The following is a 17,247-nucleotide window of genomic DNA, read 5'->3' on the forward strand; positions in this document are numbered from 1 at the left end:
CTGTGCCATGTCGACAATATTGCTGATCCGCATCCGTAGGCAGTCCTTTGGCAACCAAGCGTTAACCACGCGGCTTTACACTTGGGTAAGAACTTTAAGACATTTCCAGCAGGGCCAGACATAAACAAAATGAACATCGGCAAGGACAAGGCGGGTCACGGTGCCCTCCGGCTGACGGCGTGGGCGACCTCCGCCGTGCTCGGCTGGGGCATCGCATTCGCCGCGCCGATGTCGGTCAACGCGCAATCGCTCTCGCCCGGCCAGGACCTCGGCGACACCTTACCTGCGTCGGCATCGGCATACCCGGCCGATCCGACGGCAATCTCGTCGGGCGGTACGCAAGCGGCCCCACCGACGAACCGGGCGTCCACGAGCGCGTCGAATAGCGACATGCCGCCGAACATGCGCCTTCGCCTCGACAGCGTCGATCCCACGACCACCGGCTCCACGCTCGATAACGACCTGCGCCGCGTCAACCTGGCGGAACCGACCGTCGACGGACTGAAGGCGCGCCAGCATCCGGATCGCGCGGATGTCCAGGGCATACCGCTCGGCACCTTCACCCTGCGTCCTTCCGTCAACCAGTCGATCAATATCGAGCGGGATCGCACCGGCTCCACCGAGGACAACCGCACCTTCCTGCAGACGGATCTGCGCAGCACCTTGACCTCGGATTGGGACCGGCATGCCCTGACCGTTACCGGCGAAGGCGTCTGGCAAAAGAACCTCAGCGGCAAGAGCGAAGAAAAGCCGACCATCAATCTCAACGCCGACCTGCGGCTCGATCTTCCCGCCGATACCACCGCGCATATCACCGCCGGCTATCAGTTCTACCGCGAGGACACGAGCGACCCGAATGCGATCGCCGGCGCCTCGAAGCAATCGGCCGTCAACCAGTTCACAACCGGGCTTTCGCTGGAACGCGACTTCGGCCTGCTGCGCGGTACGACCGCACTGGCGCTGACGCGCACGGTCTATTCCGATGCCGTGCTTTCCGACGGAACCAAGGTCACGCTCAGCGACCGTGACCAGACGGCCGGCACCTGGCGCGGACGTATCGGCTATGAGCTTTCGCCGGCCATCATTCCCTTCGTGGAAGTCAATCTCGGCCGAGCCTTCTACGATCAGGCGCGCGACAGCAACGGCTATGCCCGCTCGAACCAGAGCTATGGCGGCAAGGGCGGCGTTGAATTCGACCTTGGCGAAAAGTTCAAGGGCGAGCTCGGCTTCGGCTATCAGCACACGCAATTCGACGATTCGCGCCTGGCCTCGGTTGACTCACCGACGATCGACGGCAATCTCGCCTGGTCGCCGCAGCGCGGTACGGATATCAGCGTCGGCCTTTCGACCACGGTCCAGCCCTCCACCACGGCTGGCCTCAGCGGCTATACCGCCTACCAGCTCACGAGCACCGTAAGCCATCAGCTGCGCGACGATCTGACCGCCAAAGTGACGGGCGGAACGATCTGGCGCGACTATCCTTCCAACGGTGGCGCCTCCGACGAAACCGAATACGACACGGCTTTCGGCCTGACCTGGGGGATCAACCGCTACCTCGATCTGACCAGCAATATCGGCTATCAGCTGACCACCAGAAAGGCCGGCGACGATACGCACCAGCTGCAGGCCGGCGTCGGCCTGACGGTGAAGCGTTGATCTAAAGCATCCGTGACGTTTTGTCAGCGCAAACGAAATGAGGCCCGGCATGACCGGGCCTCGATGCTTTGCCTGTGAAGATTACAAGCGCTTATTTCAGGGCTGCGATCAGCGCCTTCAGCTCGTTTTCGATGGTCGGGCGGATGTCCGCGCGCGCCAGTGAGAAAGCGACGTTGGCGAGGATGAAGCCATCCTTTGCGCCACAGTCGAAGGTCTGGCCCTCAAAGTGATAGCCGGCGAAATCCTGCGTCTGCGCGAGCTTCAGCATGCCGTCGGTCAGCTGGATCTCGTTGCCAGCGCCGCGCTCCTGGCTTTCAAGGATACGGAAGATTTCCGGCTGCAGGATGTAACGGCCGTTGATGAAGAAGTTGGACGGAGCCGTACCCTTGGCCGGCTTTTCGACCATCTCGGTGATGCGGAAGCCATTGCCGATCGTCTCACCGACGCCGACGATCCCGTATTTATGGGTCTGGTCAGGCGCACATTCCTCGACGGCGATGACATTGCCGCCGCTATGCTCGTAAAGCTCGATCATGCCCCTCATGCAGCCCTTTTCGGCGCGCATGACCATGTCGGGCAGCAGCAGCGCGAAGGGCTCGTCGCCGACGATCTCGCGGGCACACCAGACGGCGTGGCCGAGGCCGAGCGGTTCCTGCTGGCGCGTGAAGCTCGCCGTACCCGCCTTCGGCAGCAGGCCGTTCAATAGCGACAGTTCGGCATTCTTGTTGCGCTGGCGCAGCGTATGCTCGAGCTCGAACTGGATATCGAAATAATCTTCGATGACGTGCTTGCTGCGGCCCGTCACGAACACGAAATGCTCGATGCCCGCTTCCATCGCCTCGTCGACGACGTATTGGATCACCGGCTTGTCCACGACAGTCAGCATTTCCTTCGGCACCGCCTTGGTCGCCGGCAGGAACCGCGTCCCTAGTCCGGCAACCGGAAATACTGCCTTACGCACCTTCTTATGCTGTCCCACTCATACCTCCTGGGCATTAAATCGCTGGCGCCAAGCCATTCGAAACGTCAGTAGATTAAATTTGCTACTGTTTTGCAAATAATGACTGGCCCTCACTTCCATGGTAAAGAATTTGTTGACTTCGTTCCTTTAGTGTCACGCTCGGGCGAATGCCATTTGCTTCGCCGCACCGAAATCCAACGATTGATGGACACGGCTGTAGATGACTGTAAACCGCAAAAACTCCCTTCGTGGTCTCGCTCTGGCGCTCGCGCTCGGCGCTTTTGCGGGATTCTTCCCCGTTAACGCCAACGCTGACCCTGGGTTCCAGAAATGGATCGCGGGCTTCTACGCCACCGCTGCAAAGAGCGGCATTACACAATCGACCTATCGCGATGCATTTGCCGGCGTGACGGACCCCGACCCCACGGTCCTCGAAAAAGCGCAGTATCAACCGGAGTTCAAGTCCCAGATCTGGGACTACCTCGACTCCCGTGTCAATCCCTATACCGTGGATATTGGCCGGAAGATGGCGGTCAAATATGCATCCACGCTGCGCGTGCTCGAGCAGCGCTTCGGCGTCGACAGAAACATCATGCTGGCGATCTGGTCGATGGAATCGAACTACGGCGCCGTGCTGGCCAAGAACGATCGGCTGCATTATGTGCCCCGCGCGCTTGCGACGCTCGCCTACGCCGATCCCAAGCGGGCCAATTATGCCAAGAAGCAGCTGGTCGCCGCACTGAAGATCCTGCAGAAGGGCGATATCTCGCGCAAGGAGCTGAACGGCTCCTGGGCCGGCGCCATGGGCCATACGCAATTCATCCCGACAAGCTACCTGCTCTATGCCGTGGATGCCGACGGCAGCGGCCATCCAGACATCTGGAACTCCATCCCGGACGCCTTGGCGACCACGGCCAACCTTCTTGCCAAGAACGGCTGGGATGCGGGGCGCACATGGGGCTATGAAGTCGTTGTACCATCGGGCGGCAGCGCCCAGGCAGGCAAGACCCATACCGTCGCACAATGGGCAGCCCTTGGCTTCGTCCGTCCGAACGGCAAGAGCTTCCGCATGACCTCCGACCGCGCCCAGCTGAAGATGCCGGGCGGCTTGGATGGCCCGGGCTTCCTGATGACCGGCAACTTCTTCACCGTCAAGCGCTACAACGCCTCCGACAGCTATGCACTGGCCGTCGGCTTGCTCGCTGACCAGATCGCCGGCTATGGCGGCATGCAGCAATCCTGGCCGCGCCCGAGCGGTGCACTCGACGTCAAGCAGAAATTCGAGCTGCAGACGCGCCTGAAGGAACTCGGCTATTACGACGGCGTCGTCGACGGCAATTTCGGATCGGGCTCCAAGGCTGCGATATCAGCCCTTCAGCAACGCATGGGCATGGATGCGGATGGCGAGCCCTCGATGGGCCTGCTGAAGGCATTGCGCAAGTAGGCCGCATAGAACGAATCCTGGGTCGCTGGACGGGAAAAATGTCCTCATGCGACCGCGGAGCGTGAGCGGAAAAGAAGCTATGATAAAACGACCTGCCCGCGCGACCATGACAACAGTAAGGATTGTCCTCACGGCATTTCTCGCGGCCGTCATCATGGTTGGCTGCCTGTCGAGCGTGGCCGAAGGGCAGGAACGGCCGCGCAGAAACCTGCTCGATATGCTGTTCGGCACCCGCGGACCCGACTATCCCGATCAATCCGCCGACCAGCCGCCACCACGGCGAAAGGCCCAGCCGCGCAAGCGGCCGAGCCCGCCACCCCGCCAGCCGGTCGTGCAGCCGGAAACGCCGCCAGCGACAGAAAAGCTCCCCGATGCCAAGACCATCCTCGTCGTCGGCGACTTCCTGGCGAGCGGCCTGGCAACCGGACTGGAGGAGGCTTTCTCCACCTCCCCCGGCATTGTCGTCCAGTCGCGTGGCAATGTCGCTTCCGGCCTCGTCCGGCAGGACTATTACAACTGGCCCCAGCAATTGCCCGGCATGATCGATCAGTTGAAGCCGGCCATGGTCGTCGTCATGATCGGCGCCAACGACCGCCAGCAGATGATCGGTGACGGGCTCAACGAGAAATACGGCACCGACCCGTGGTTCCTCGCCTATGAAGAGCGCGTGCAGCAATTTGCCAAGCTGGTGACGAGCCGTCATATTCCGCTGCTCTGGGTGGGGCTGCCTTCCTTCGGTTCGGACCAGTTGAGCGCCGGTGCGGTCAAGCTCAATCAGGTCTACCAAAGTCAGATGACCAGCGTCGGCGGCGAATTCATCGACATCTGGGACGGATTTACCGACCAGAACGGCGAGTTCATCGTCACCGGCTCCGATATGAACGGCCAGCAGGTTCGATTGAGGACGGCTGATGGCGTCAACCTGACGGCGGCCGGCAAGCGCAAGGTCGCCTTTTATGTCGAGAAGCCGGCGCGCCGGATATTGGGAGATCAGGCAAGCCCCGATATCACCCGCCTCGACACGGGCAATCCGCTGCCGGCACAGCAGGCCAACCTGCCCGCAACCGAGATGGAAAAAATAACCCGCACGCAGCCGATCAGCCTCTCCGACCCCGATCTCGACGGCGGCTCGCAGCTTCTGGGCGGCACGCCCGCTCCCGCCGTGACGACACCCTCGCCACGCGATCTGCTCGTCGACAAGGGTCGAATGGATCCGGCGCCGGCCGGCCGCGTGGACGACTACCGGCTGCCAGGATCGTCGGCGCGGTAGGTGCTGCGTCTGGCAGGCCGAGAAATCCTATAGGCGGGAACAGGACCAGCCGGTCAAAAACAAAGGAGGCCGGGTTCATCCCGAACCCGGCCTCCAATAACCTACGTGAAGACGGCGGCAAATCTTACTGCGGCAGAACCGTCGAGCCCATCAGTGCCTCGTCGATGGCGCGGGCGGCCTGGCGGCCCTCGCGGATGGCCCAGACTACCAGCGACTGGCCGCGGCGAACGTCGCCGGCCGTCCAGAACTTGTCGATCGAAGTCTTGTAGTCTTTGTCGTTGGCAACGACGTTGGTCGAACCGCGGCGATCCGTGTTCAGCGTCAGCTTGCCGTCGAGTTCCTTCAGCACGCTGTCGTTGAACGGGCCGCGGAAGCCGATGGCGATGAAGGCGAGATCGGCGCGGATGACGAATTCCGTGCCGGCGATCGGCTTGCGGCGCTCATCCACTTCGCAGCACTTCACGCCCGTCAGCATGCCGTCTTCGCCGATGAATTCTAGCGTCGCGACCTGGAATTCACGAACCGCACCTTCGGCCTGGGAGGACGACGTGCGCATCTTCGTCGCCCAGAACGGCCAGACGGCGAGCTTGTCTTCCTTTTCCGGCGGCTGCGGGCGGATGTCGAGCTGGGTCACCTTCACCGCACCCTGGCGAAATGCCGTGCCGACGCAGTCCGACGCCGTATCGCCGCCGCCGACGACGACGATATGCTTGCCGCCGGCAAGGATCGGATCGCCGGGCCAGCCGACGCTATCGATATTTTCGCGGCCGACGCGGCGGTTCTGCTGCACAAGATAGGGCATGGCATCATGGACGCCGGCAAGCTCGACGCCGGGAATGCCTGCCTCGCGCGGAGTTTCCGAGCCGCCGCAATAGAGAACGGCATCATGGTCCGCCAGAAGCTGCTCCACCTTGACATCGACGCCGACATTGACGCCGCAATGGAAGGTGACGCCCTCGCCCTTCATCTGCTCGACGCGGCGGTCGATGAAGTTCTTTTCCATCTTGAAGTCCGGGATGCCATAGCGCAGCAGGCCGCCGGCCTTGCTTTCGCGCTCGTAGAGATGAACCTCATGGCCGGCGCGGCCGAGCTGCTGGGCGGCCGCCATGCCGGCGGGGCCCGAGCCGATGATCGCGACCTTCTTGCCTGTATGCACGGTTGCCGGCTGCGGGCGGATGAAGCCGAGTTCATAGGCCTTGTCGGCAATCGCCTGCTCCACGGTCTTGATGGCGACCGGCGCATCTTCCAGGTTCAGCGTGCAGGCCTCCTCGCAGGGTGCGGGGCAGACCCGGCCGGTGAATTCCGGGAAGTTGTTGGTCGAATGCAGGTTGTGGATCGCCTGCTCCCAATTGTTATTGTAGACGAGGTCGTTCCAATCGGGGATCTGGTTGTGCACCGGGCAGCCGGTCGGGCCGTGGCAATAGGGAATGCCACAGTCCATGCAGCGGGCTGCCTGTTTCTGCACTTCCTGGTCCGACATGGGGATCGTGAATTCACGGAAATGCCGGATGCGATCCGACGCCGGCTGATACTTCGCCACCTGCCGGTCGATTTCCAAGAAGCCTGTTACCTTGCCCATGCTTTCGTTTCCTCACTCTAAAAGAGGAGCTTATGGCTCCCGTGCCTGAGGGTCATCCAAGTTTCCCTGTCCGGCACTTTAATTCAAATCCGATTCCGCTGTTCGACAGTCGCGATCGCCAGGGCGGCGATCGCAGTGCGAGGCGAAACCCTCGGCTGGCTTTTGAGCCGGGGCGGATTACTCCGCCGCCACGCTCATCCGGCTGCGCTCCATTTCCTCAAGGGCGCGGCGGTATTCGACCGGCATGACCTTGCGGAATTTCGGGCGGTAGTCGGCCCAGTGATCGAGGATATCCTTGGCCCGCGTCGAGCCCGTATAGTGGACGTGGTTCGAAATCAGCTGGTAGAGACGCTCTTCATCGTGGCGGGTCATGTCGTCGGAGACGTCGACGCGTCCCTTGTGCATGATGTCGCCGCCATGATGATGCAGCTTCTCCAAGAGCTCATCCTCTTCGGGAACCGGTTCCAGTTCGACCATGGCCATATTGCAGCGACGGGCGAAATCGCCCTTCTCGTCGAGCACATAGGCCACCCCGCCCGACATGCCGGCCGCGAAGTTGCGCCCGGTCTCGCCGAGCACGACGACGACACCGCCGGTCATGTATTCGCAGCCATGGTCGCCGACGCCTTCGACGACGGTGATCGCGCCGGAGTTTCTGACCGCAAAGCGCTCGCCCGCGACACCGCGGAAGTAGCACTCGCCTTCGGTTGCGCCGTAGAGCACGGTGTTGCCGACGATGATCGAGTTCTCTGCGACGATCTTCGAGTTCTCCGGCGGACGGATGATGATGCGGCCGCCCGAAAGGCCCTTGCCGACATAGTCGTTGCCGTCGCCGACGAGGTTGAAGGTCACGCCGCGCGCCAGGAACGCGCCGAAGGACTGACCGGCGGTGCCCTTCAGGGTGACGTTGATCGTATCGTCCTTCAGGCCGCGATGACCGTAGCGCTTGGCGACTGCGCCCGACAGCATGGCGCCGGCCGAGCGGTCGACGTTCTTGATATCGACCTCGAAGGCGACGGGCGTCTTGGAAGAAAGCGCCGGTTCCGCCTTCTCGATCATCTTACGGTCGAGAATGTCGTCGATCGGATGCTTCTGCACCGTCGTCCAGTAGGTCTCTTCCTTCGGCGCATCGACCTTGTGGAAGATGCGGCCGAAATCGAGGCCCCTGGCCTTCCAGTGGGCGAGCATATCGTCCTTTTCCAGAAGCTCGGAAGCGCCGATGATATCGTCCAGCTTGGCAACGCCAAGCGAAGCGAGGATCTCGCGCACTTCTTCGGCCACGAAGAAGAAGTAGTTGATGACATGCTCCGCCGTGCCCTTGAAGCGCTTGCGCAGGACCGGGTCCTGGGTGGCCACGCCAACCGGACAGGTGTTGAGATGGCACTTGCGCATCATGATGCAGCCGGCCGCGATCAGCGGCGCGGTGGCGAAACCGAATTCGTCGGCGCCCAGCAGCGCGCCGATAATGACGTCGCGGCCGGTCTTCAGACCGCCATCCACCTGCAGGGCAATGCGCGAACGCAGCCCGTTCAGCACCAGCGTCTGCTGCGTTTCGGCAAGGCCGATTTCCCAAGGCGAGCCGGCATGCTTCAGCGAGGTCAGCGGCGAAGCGCCGGTGCCGCCATCATAGCCGGAGACGGTGATATGATCGGCGCGCGCCTTGGCGACGCCGGCGGCAACCGTGCCGACGCCGACTTCCGAGACGAGCTTGACCGACACATCCGAGGTCGGGTTGACGTTCTTCAGGTCGAAGATCAGCTGCGCCAGATCCTCGATCGAATAGATGTCATGGTGCGGCGGCGGCGAGATCAGGCCGACACCCGGCGTCGAATGCCGGGTCTTGGCAACGGTCGCATCGACCTTGTGGCCGGGCAGCTGTCCGCCTTCGCCGGGCTTGGCGCCCTGTGCCACCTTGATCTGCAGCATATCGGCATTGACCAGATATTCGGTCGTCACGCCGAAGCGGCCGGAGGCGATCTGCTTGATGGCTGAGCGTTCCGGATTCGGCGAGCCGTCAAGGAGCGGCATGTAGCGGTCGGATTCCTCGCCGCCCTCGCCGGTGTTCGACTTGCCGCCGATGCGGTTCATGGCGATTGCCAGCGTCGTATGCGCCTCGCGGCTGATGGAGCCGAAGGACATGGCGCCGGTCGAGAAGCGCTTGACGATATCGGCGGCCGGCTCGACCTCGTCGACCGAGATCGGCTTGCGTCCGAGTGCCTCTGCACCCTTGATCTTGAACAGGCCGCGGATGGTGTTCATCCGGAGCGCCGACTCGTTGACCATTTCGGAGAATTCGCGGTAGCGGTCCTCGGCATTCCCTCGCACCGCATGCTGCAGGGCGGCCACGGCATCCGGCGTCCAGGCGTGGCTTTCGCCGCGCATGCGGTAGGCATATTCGCCACCGATATCGAGCGTGCTCGCCAGCAGCGGATCGCGGCCGAAGGCAGCCTTGTGACGGGATACGGTTTCCTCGGCGATCGTCTCCAGACCGATGCCCTCGATCATGGTCGCCGTGCCGAAGAAATACTGGTCGACCAGCTCCTGCTGCAGGCCGATCGCATCGAAGATCTGCGCGCCGCAATAGGACTGATAGGTCGAGATGCCCATCTTCGACATGACCTTGAGGATGCCTTTACCAACGGCCTTGATGTAGCGGTAGACGACTTCCGTCGCATCCACTTCCTTCGGGAATTCGCCGCGCTGGTGCATGTCGAGCAGCGTGTCGAAGGCGAGATAGGGGTTGATCGCTTCCGCGCCGTAGCCGGCCAGCAGGCAGAAATGATGCACTTCGCGCGGCTCGCCGGTCTCGACGACGATGCCGACGGAGGTGCGCAGGCCCTTGCGGATTAGGTGGTGATGCACGGCCGCGGTCGCCAGCAGCGCCGGGATCGCGATGCGGTCCGGACCGATCTGGCGGTCGGAGAGCACGATGATGTTGTAGCCGCCGCGAACGGCGGCTTCCGCCCGTTCGCAGAGACGATCGAGCATTTCGGGCATGCCTTCGGCGCCACGTTCGACATCATAGGTGAAGTCGAGCGTCTTGGTGTCGAAGCGGTCCTCGGTGTGGCCGATCGAGCGGATCTTTTCGAGATCGCCATTGGTCAGGATCGGCTGGCGAACTTCCAGGCGCTTGGCGTTTGCCATGCCGGTATGGTCGAGCAGGTTCGGGCGCGGGCCGATGAACGAGACGAGGCTCATGACGAGCTCCTCGCGGATCGGGTCGATCGGCGGGTTCGTCACCTGCGCGAAGTTCTGCTTGAAGTAAGTGTAGAGCAGCTTCGGCTTGTCGGACATGGCCGAGATCGGCGTATCCGTGCCCATGGAGCCGACGGCTTCCTGCCCCGTCGTCGCCATCGGCGACATCAGGAGCTTGGTGTCCTCGGTGGTGTAGCCGAAGGCCTGCTGGCGGTCGAGCAGCGACACGTCGCGGCGCAGCGCCCGCGGCTCCACCGGCTTCAGGTCTTCGAGGATCAGCTGCGTGCGCTTGAGCCAGCTCTGATAGGGATGCTTGGTGGCAAGCTCGGACTTCACCTCGTCATCGGAGATGATGCAGCCCTTTTCCATGTCGATCAGCAGCATCTTGCCCGGCTGCAGGCGCCACTTCTGAATGATCTTCTCTTCCTCGACCGGCAAAACGCCAGCCTCGGACGCCATGATGATGCGGTCGTCGTTGGTGACCAGATAGCGGGCCGGACGCAGGCCGTTACGGTCGAGCGTCGCGCCGATCTGCTTGCCGTCGGTGAAGGCAACAGCCGCCGGACCATCCCACGGCTCCATCAGGGCAGCGTGATATTCGTAAAACGCCTTGCGTTCGGCAGCCATCAGCTGGTTGCCGGCCCATGCCTCGGGGATGAGCATCATCATCGCATGCGCCATGGAATATCCACCGCGCACGAGTAATTCGAGCGCGTTGTCGAAACAGGCCGTGTCCGACTGCCCCTCATAGGAAATCGGCCAGAGCTTGGAGATATCCTCGCCGAACAGCGGCGAGGATACCGATGCCTGGCGCGCGGCCATCCAGTTGACGTTGCCGCGCAGCGTGTTGATTTCGCCGTTATGCGCGACCATGCGGTAGGGATGCGCGAGCTTCCACGACGGGAACGTGTTGGTCGAGAAACGCTGGTGCACCAAGGCAACCGCCGTCTCGAAACGCGGGTCGGACAGGTCCTTATAATAGGCGCCGACCTGGTAAGCCAGGAACATGCCCTTGTAGACGATGGTCGAGCTCGACAGCGACACGGGGTAGAAGCTGCTCTCCTCGCCCTCATATTCCGCATAGATACGGTTGGAGATCACCTTGCGCAGGGTGAAGAGGCGGCGCTCGAACTCCTCGTTCGTGCCGGCATCGCGGCCGGCACCGATGAAGACCTGCACATGGTGCGGCTCGGTGGCGGCGATATCGGGCGCCTTCGACAGTGAGGAATTATCGACAGGCACATCGCGGAAGCCAAGCAGCACCTGGCCTTCCTCGGCAACGACCTGCTTGATGGCGGTCTTGAAATGCTCGATCAGCGCCTCGTCGCGCGGCAGGAAGAAATGGCCGACGCCATACTCGCCCGCTTTCGGCAGGACGATACCCTGCAGGGCCATCTCCTCGCGGAAGAAACGGTCGGGGATCTGCACGAGAATGCCAGCGCCGTCGCCCATCAGCGGATCGGCGCCGACGGCACCGCGATGCGTCAGGTTCTCGAGAATGAACAGGCCGTCGCGCACGATCTGGTGCGACTTCTGGCCCTTCATGTGCGCGACAAAGCCAACGCCGCAAGCATCATGCTCGTTGCGCGGATCGTAGAGGCCCTGCTTCGGCGGGATGCCGACCGATGGCAAACGATCGGCGCGTTTCGACGTCTTGGCCGTAGCGGTAGCATTGGCTGCTGCGGCCTGGTCAAAACTCGTGGACGTCGTCCTGTTCGTCATCGTCTTCCCTCCGGTAAGGCCCGCGTCGCGGGCGCTCCTTCGTCCCGCGCGGTCCGTTTCCGGGGCCGACGCGCGACAGCGCTGTTGCATTGTGAAGATCCGGCCGCGAACCGCGACCCCCACGGGGGAGCCCGTCGTCAGCGTTCCGCGCCTTGCTATTCCACCGCCGCATTGCCGATCGCCTGAAAGGCTTGAAAAGGCATGCTCCGGATAACTATAGCTTGAAATCCCGACATCGTCAGGACCCTCCAGCACATCTTCGGCCTCGGCGGCCAAAATAGGACAGCAACACTGTCCTAATTCATCAGCTCTATGCCAGAAAGCGACCGCCTTCGCAAGAGCAAAACGGCAAAATTTCGTCAGCGAAAGACTGAAGATTGCCAATGCCGCATAAATCAAGCAATAAAGTTTCGCTGCGGCGCATCATTTTATTTATTGATTGCGTACATCAATTTCTGTGATGCATTCTTCAAGTTCATGCGCTTGATAGGTTCTTGCATTGGCGTAATGTCCCGCCGGGCCTATTTATCCCGCCTGCAATTCACTCCTTACAATTGGTGTACTCTAATGTTTTTTGCCTCTGATAACTGGGCCGGCGCCCATTCCAAGATCGCGGAACGTCTGCTTGCCGAGTCCGGCGGCTTTGCGACCGCATACGGCTTGAGCGATCTGGATCAGAAAGTAGAGGCAAAGTTTTCGGAGATCTTCGAGCGCGACGTCGCCGTCTTCTTCGTTGCGACCGGCTCCGCCGCCAATTCATTGTCGCTCGCCAGCGTCCAGAAGCCAGGCGGCATCACCTTCTGCCACAGCGAGGCGCATGTTTCCGAGGACGAATGCGGTTCGCCGGACTTCTTCAGCAGCGCGCGTCTGGCAACGGTCAAGGGTGGGTCCGGCAAGATCGACCCTGAAGCGCTGGCCGCGAAAATTGCCCGCTTCCCGCAGGATGCCATCCATCACGGCCGCGCCGCCGCCGTGACGATCACCCAGGCAACCGAGATCGGCACTGTCTATTCGCTCGACGAGATCGATGCCATCGCCGCCGTCGCCAAGGCGGACGGCCTGCCGCTGCATATGGACGGCGCGCGCTTCGCCAACGCCCTGGTCGCGCTCGGCACCAGCCCTGCCGAGATGACCTGGAAGCGCGGCGTCGACATCCTTTCCTTCGGCGGCACCAAGAACGGCTGCTGGTGCGCCGAGGCGATCGTCTTCTTCGATCCCGAGAAGGCAAAGGAAATGCACTTCATCCGCAAGCGCGCCGCCCAGCTTTTCTCGAAATCCCGCTTCATCGCCGCCCAGTTCGACGGTTATTTCCAGGACGGCCTCTGGCTCGATCTGGCCCGCCATTCCAATGGCATGGCCGATCGCCTGCGCGCCGGCATCGAAAATGCGCGAGGCGCCCGCCTCGCCTGGCCGACGGCGTCGAACGAGATTTTCGCGATCATACCGAAATCCTCTGCCAAGACAGCCGAGGACAAGGGGGCGAAGTTCTACGAATGGCCGATCCCGGAATCGCAACCGGATCTGGTCGGCAATGATGAAACCCTGATCCGTCTCGTGACGAGCTTCGCCACGACCGAGGCCGATGTGGCGAACTTTCTCGCCTGCCTGGCCTGACCGCATAAAAAAGAGCGCCGGAGCCGGCTTCGAGCCGGACGGCGCCAAAAATGGCGACAACGAGGGTTAGTTTTGTTTCCGATAGGCGAATATTGCAAAGTTCGATAAATCATCGCGATCGGACGCGGGCTTATGATGAATGATCATCGTCATTGCCGCGACGCAGACTACAAGTCCGGAAATGAAGATGGCATCATATGTCATCGGGACGGATATCCTCCCGCAGTTCACCCATCGCCACCTAAGATAGCAGCGGAAGCTGACTTTGAACTGAAACCCACGCGCCGTAAGTCACGGCGCGAGAAAGAAAACGACAGCCGGCAAAGGAGATGCCGGAAAATTCCCAGCGCTATCCGCATGATCCGCATTGCTTTTATCGTGAGGTCGCGATTGGCATCACACTCAGTTCGATTTTGGCCCCCGGACCTTTGTCAGAATGTCTTCCGACAGGGCGTTGATCAGCAGTTGATTGGCGCCCTTGCGCGGCACCAGCACGAATTCGACATCCTCCAGCGCCGGCAGCCAGCCCGGCGTAATCTCGCTCAAGCCGGCAGGCGCCATGCTCTGCGGCTGGACGAGAACGCCCATGCCAGCGCGGGCAGCCGCCGTCAGCCCGCTGAGGCTGCCGCAGGTGCAGACGATTCGCCACGGCACCTGCTGCCGGCGTAACGCCTCCAGCGCCGCCGCACGAGTAACGCTGGGCGCGGGAAAGGCAATCAACGGCAAAGGTGCCGCAAGCCTGCGAATGCGCTCCGGATCGCGCGCCAGCCAGACCAGCGGCTCGCGATAGACGAGCTTGCCCCTTGCATCGCCGAGCCGGCGCTTGGCAAGCACCAGATCGAGATCGCCATTGTCCTGCATTTCATAGAGCGTGCCGCTGAGCGCGACCGTCAGCTCGAGATCGACGGACGGATGCGAGCGGACGAATTCCTCCAGCACGTCGGGAAGCTGGCTGGTGACGAAATCCTCGGAAACGCCGAGCCGAAGATTGCCGCGCAGGCTGTTGCCGGCAAAAAGTTGCCGCACCTCCCCTTCGATCGACAGCATCTGGCGTGCATGCCCGAGCAAGGCCTCGCCGTCGCCGGTCAGGATGACCCGATGCGTGTCGCGCGCCAGCAACTTGCGGCCGAGCTCCGTCTCCAGCCGCTGTATATGCTGGCTGACGGTCGATTGTCCGAGGCCGAGCCGTTCCGCCGCCAGCGTGAAGCTGCCCATCTGCTCGACGGCGACGAAGCTGCGCAACTGGGTAAGGTCTAGCATCGCGCTTATCCTATATTACGATAACTGTTATTCCTTGCATCGTGGATCAGGATAGGTCTATCTGCAAGGAATAATCTTCAAGACTTATAACTGCGATTGGGGTAGGCACGATGCGCCGCTTTCTTCCTGACACCTTCACCATGCTGCTGGTGCTCACTGTTCTGACGGCGTCCTTCTTTCCGGTGCAGGGTGCAAGCGCTCACTATTTCGGCATCGCCACCAACTTCGCCATCGGGCTGCTGTTCTTCCTGCATGGCGCGCGCCTGTCGCGCGATGTCGTCATCGCTGGCATGCTGCACTGGCGGCTGCATCTCGTCATTCTGCTGACGACCTTCGGCATCTTCCCTCTGCTGGTGCTGGCCATGGGCCATATCGTCCCGAACAGCATCCTGCCCGTGTCGCTCTATACCGGCATGCTGTTCCTGAGCGTGCTGCCCTCGACGGTGCAATCCTCCATCGCCTTCACCTCCATCGCCGGCGGCAACGTGCCCGCCGCGATTTGCGCCGCCTCCGCCTCCAACATTTTCGGCATGTTTCTGACGCCGCTGCTCGTCGGCATCCTGTTTTCGGTCGGCGGCCAGGGCGGCTTTTCCTGGGATGTCCTGTGGCAGATCATGCTGCAGCTGCTCGCTCCCTTCATCGCCGGCCAGTTGCTGCAGCCTTGGATCGGCGGCTGGATCCGCTCGAAGAAGAAGATCCTGATGCCGGTCGATCGCGGCTCGATCCTCATGGTCGTCTATTCCGCCTTCAGCGAGGCCGTGGTCGAGGGGCTGTGGCACACGTTTTCGGTGATCGACATCGCCACCGTCATCGTCGCCAACATGGTGCTGCTCGCGATGGTGATCTGCATCACCATGTTCGGCAGCCGCGCCCTTGGCTTCTCGAAGGTTGACGAGATCACCATCACCTTCTGCGGCTCGAAGAAGTCGCTGGCAAGCGGCGTGCCGATGGCCAACGTCATCTTCGCCGGCCAGGGCATCGGCGCCATCGTGCTGCCGCTCATGCTGTTCCATCAGATCCAGCTGATGACCTGCGCCGTGCTTGCCCAGAAATATGCCGACGCGGCCAAGCGACGCGAGGCTGCGAAGGCACAGGCAGACGCAAAATCAGGCGAAGCCACCAACGCGGCCTGAGCCCTTCGACATCACGACAAAGCAAAAGCGGCGCCCCGATAGAGCGCCGCTTCTTTTGATCTTGGGAGGATCAAAGGCTTGAGGGTCGAAGACCGCCAGCCTGCATTAGTTGATATGTGCCTCGATGGCCTTGGCGGTTTCCACGGTCTCGGCCGCGATGGAGATGCGGCGGGGCTTCATGGCTTCCGGAATGTTGCGCAGCAGATCGATGTGCAGCAGACCATTCTTCAGCGAAGCAGCCTGGACCTCGACATGATCGGCGAGCTGGAAACGACGCTCGAAGGCGCGCTTGGCAATACCGCGATAGAGATATTCGCCGGCCTCGGTCGGCTCTTCGCTCTTTTCGCCCTTGACGTGAAGGACGTGGGCGTGAGCCTCGATGCTCAGTTCCTTTTCATCGAAACCTGCAACGGCCATAGTGATGCGATAGGTGTTTTCACCGGTGCGCTCGATGTTGTAGGGCGGATAGGTCTGGGCCTGTTCCGGCTGGGCAAGGCTGTCGAGCATGGTGAACAGACGATCGAAACCGACGGTGGAACGATAAAGGGGAGAGAAGTCTACGTGACGCATGGAGTCCTCCTGTGAGCGACAATTGCGATTTCAAGCTTTGCCCCACGGCCCCACTCCTGGCGGCCTCGGGACGGTTCTGCGAGCCCGTTTGGCACCCGCAGGATGGAGATGGGGATCGCGTTTCCGGAGTTCAAGGCCCCTGCGCGCTTCGGTAAAATCCCAAGGAAAAACACTGCGTGAACCACAGATGAACGCATGGTTCGGAACCCGTTCAGGCTGGCCGGCCTACCAATCGACCATCGGAACACCATCGTCCGATGACTGAAGTGTATCGTCCCTTCTTCTTCAGTCCTTGCTCGGCCGGCGAAGCGGATCTCTCTATCTCCGCAAGCCGGCCTTTTTTCTTTTGGGCGCCCAAGCAATTCCAGGAAAAGTGTGAAGCGGTTTTCCGTCCGGAATTGCGTCAAAGCACACAGCTACCGCAGCAATTTCAGCGAACCGGTGAGCGACTTCACCCATTTCGAAGGCCCCGCCAGCCCCAGGCCGTCGATCGTTTCACCAGCGAGATCGCGATCGGGAAACGTCGCCTCATATTCCCTGTAATCATGCAGCGAGCGGGCGAAACCGGGAAAGGGAACGACCGCGCGGTCGTCTTCCACCGGCAAGGTCTTCAGCAACAGAGATCGTATGGTCTCGGCATCCGCCTGCAGTATCGGAACGGGCATGTTCGAGCTGATGTCGATGGTCCTCCCTTCCCTATCGGTCAATTGACGCGCCGCAAGTGCGGGAAATTTCGCACTCAGCCCGATCGCGATGGCGCCGGTGGTGTTGGCGATCAGGCCGAGCGGCAATGCCGGATTGATGACGATGGCAAGACGAATATCGGGAAGCATGGAGACCTGC

General features: G+C 61.7%; 11 protein-coding genes. 5 read left to right on the plus strand and 6 right to left on the minus strand.

Features of this window, described 5'->3' with window-relative positions; all coding sequences use genetic code 11:
- Positions 1-129: 129 nt before the first annotated feature.
- A complete protein-coding gene (locus tag CCGE531_RS15645) occupies positions 130-1,656 on the plus strand; it encodes an outer membrane beta-barrel protein (protein WP_120665002.1) in 1,527 nt (508 codons plus the stop codon).
- A gap of 91 nt (positions 1,657-1,747) precedes the next feature.
- Here CCGE531_RS15645 and galU read toward each other — a convergent pair whose 3' ends face one another.
- Positions 1,748-2,635 (minus strand): UTP--glucose-1-phosphate uridylyltransferase GalU, encoded by an 888-nt coding sequence (galU, locus tag CCGE531_RS15650; protein WP_120665003.1) that lies wholly within the window; start codon positions 2,633-2,635, stop codon positions 1,748-1,750.
- 202 nt (positions 2,636-2,837) lie between these two features.
- Here galU and CCGE531_RS15655 point away from each other — a divergent pair, with 202 nt between their 5' ends.
- Both CCGE531_RS15655 and CCGE531_RS15660 read left to right on the plus strand, forming a co-directional pair.
- On the plus strand, positions 2,838-4,061 hold the full coding sequence (locus tag CCGE531_RS15655; RefSeq protein ID WP_120665004.1) for a lytic murein transglycosylase: 1,224 nt from the start codon (positions 2,838-2,840) through the stop codon (positions 4,059-4,061).
- 79 nt (positions 4,062-4,140) lie between these two features.
- Entirely contained in the window at positions 4,141-5,331 is a 1,191-nt protein-coding gene (locus CCGE531_RS15660) for a DUF459 domain-containing protein (protein WP_120665005.1), read from the plus strand.
- A gap of 124 nt (positions 5,332-5,455) precedes the next feature.
- Here the strand turns inward: CCGE531_RS15660 and CCGE531_RS15665 are convergent, their stop codons facing one another.
- On the minus strand, positions 5,456-6,910 hold the full coding sequence (locus tag CCGE531_RS15665; RefSeq protein ID WP_120665006.1) for a glutamate synthase subunit beta: 1,455 nt from the start codon (positions 6,908-6,910) through the stop codon (positions 5,456-5,458).
- Between the two features lie 177 nt (positions 6,911-7,087).
- Positions 7,088-11,827, minus strand: a complete 4,740-nt coding sequence (gltB, locus tag CCGE531_RS15670) for a glutamate synthase large subunit (protein ID WP_120665007.1) — start codon at positions 11,825-11,827, stop codon at positions 7,088-7,090.
- A 567-nt stretch (positions 11,828-12,394) separates the two neighbouring features.
- On the opposite strand from gltB, the gene CCGE531_RS15675 reads away from it, so the two are divergent.
- Positions 12,395-13,441: a low specificity L-threonine aldolase gene (locus tag CCGE531_RS15675; RefSeq protein WP_120665008.1), complete on the plus strand. Its 1,047-nt coding sequence runs from the start codon at positions 12,395-12,397 to the stop codon at positions 13,439-13,441.
- Positions 13,442-13,843: 402 nt separating this feature from the next.
- Here the strand turns inward: CCGE531_RS15675 and CCGE531_RS15680 are convergent, their stop codons facing one another.
- Positions 13,844-14,701, minus strand: coding sequence for a LysR family transcriptional regulator (locus CCGE531_RS15680; protein ID WP_120665009.1), 858 nt, complete (start codon positions 14,699-14,701; stop codon positions 13,844-13,846).
- Between the two features lie 110 nt (positions 14,702-14,811).
- Here CCGE531_RS15680 and CCGE531_RS15685 point away from each other — a divergent pair, with 110 nt between their 5' ends.
- Positions 14,812-15,834 (plus strand): bile acid:sodium symporter family protein, encoded by a 1,023-nt coding sequence (locus CCGE531_RS15685; protein WP_120665010.1) that lies wholly within the window; start codon positions 14,812-14,814, stop codon positions 15,832-15,834.
- 105 nt (positions 15,835-15,939) lie between these two features.
- Here the strand turns inward: CCGE531_RS15685 and CCGE531_RS15690 are convergent, their stop codons facing one another.
- Positions 15,940-16,404 carry an Hsp20 family protein gene (locus CCGE531_RS15690; protein WP_120665011.1) on the minus strand — a complete coding sequence of 155 codons (465 nt, stop codon included), beginning with the start codon at positions 16,402-16,404 and terminating at the stop codon, positions 15,940-15,942.
- Positions 16,405-16,820: 416 nt separating this feature from the next.
- The gene (locus CCGE531_RS15695) at positions 16,821-17,237 is read right to left on the minus strand and encodes a DUF2000 domain-containing protein (RefSeq protein WP_120665012.1); all 417 of its coding nucleotides are present in this window, start codon (positions 17,235-17,237) and stop codon (positions 16,821-16,823) included.
- Positions 17,238-17,247: the final 10 nt, after the last annotated feature.

Source organism: Rhizobium sp. CCGE531 (assembly GCF_003627795.1).
Classification (GTDB): Bacteria; Pseudomonadota; Alphaproteobacteria; order Rhizobiales; family Rhizobiaceae; genus Rhizobium.

Excerpts from the sequence above, each read along its gene's own strand:
- CCGE531_RS15665 (WP_120665006.1), bottom strand. The coding sequence starts at position 6,910 with ATGGGCAAGGTAACAGGCTTCTTGGAAATCGACCGGCAGGTGGCGAAG.
- gltB (WP_120665007.1), bottom strand. The coding sequence starts at position 11,827 with ATGACGAACAGGACGACGTCCACGAGTTTTGACCAGGCCGCAGCAGCC.
- CCGE531_RS15685 (WP_120665010.1), top strand. The coding sequence starts at position 14,812 with ATGCGCCGCTTTCTTCCTGACACCTTCACCATGCTGCTGGTGCTCACT.
- CCGE531_RS15645 (WP_120665002.1), top strand. The coding sequence starts at position 130 with ATGAACATCGGCAAGGACAAGGCGGGTCACGGTGCCCTCCGGCTGACG.
- CCGE531_RS15680 (WP_120665009.1), bottom strand. The coding sequence starts at position 14,701 with ATGCTAGACCTTACCCAGTTGCGCAGCTTCGTCGCCGTCGAGCAGATG.
- CCGE531_RS15695 (WP_120665012.1), bottom strand. The coding sequence starts at position 17,237 with ATGCTTCCCGATATTCGTCTTGCCATCGTCATCAATCCGGCATTGCCG.
- CCGE531_RS15675 (WP_120665008.1), top strand. The coding sequence starts at position 12,395 with ATGTTTTTTGCCTCTGATAACTGGGCCGGCGCCCATTCCAAGATCGCG.
- CCGE531_RS15655 (WP_120665004.1), top strand. The coding sequence starts at position 2,838 with ATGACTGTAAACCGCAAAAACTCCCTTCGTGGTCTCGCTCTGGCGCTC.
- CCGE531_RS15660 (WP_120665005.1), top strand. The coding sequence starts at position 4,141 with ATGATAAAACGACCTGCCCGCGCGACCATGACAACAGTAAGGATTGTC.
- CCGE531_RS15690 (WP_120665011.1), bottom strand. The coding sequence starts at position 16,404 with ATGCGTCACGTAGACTTCTCTCCCCTTTATCGTTCCACCGTCGGTTTC.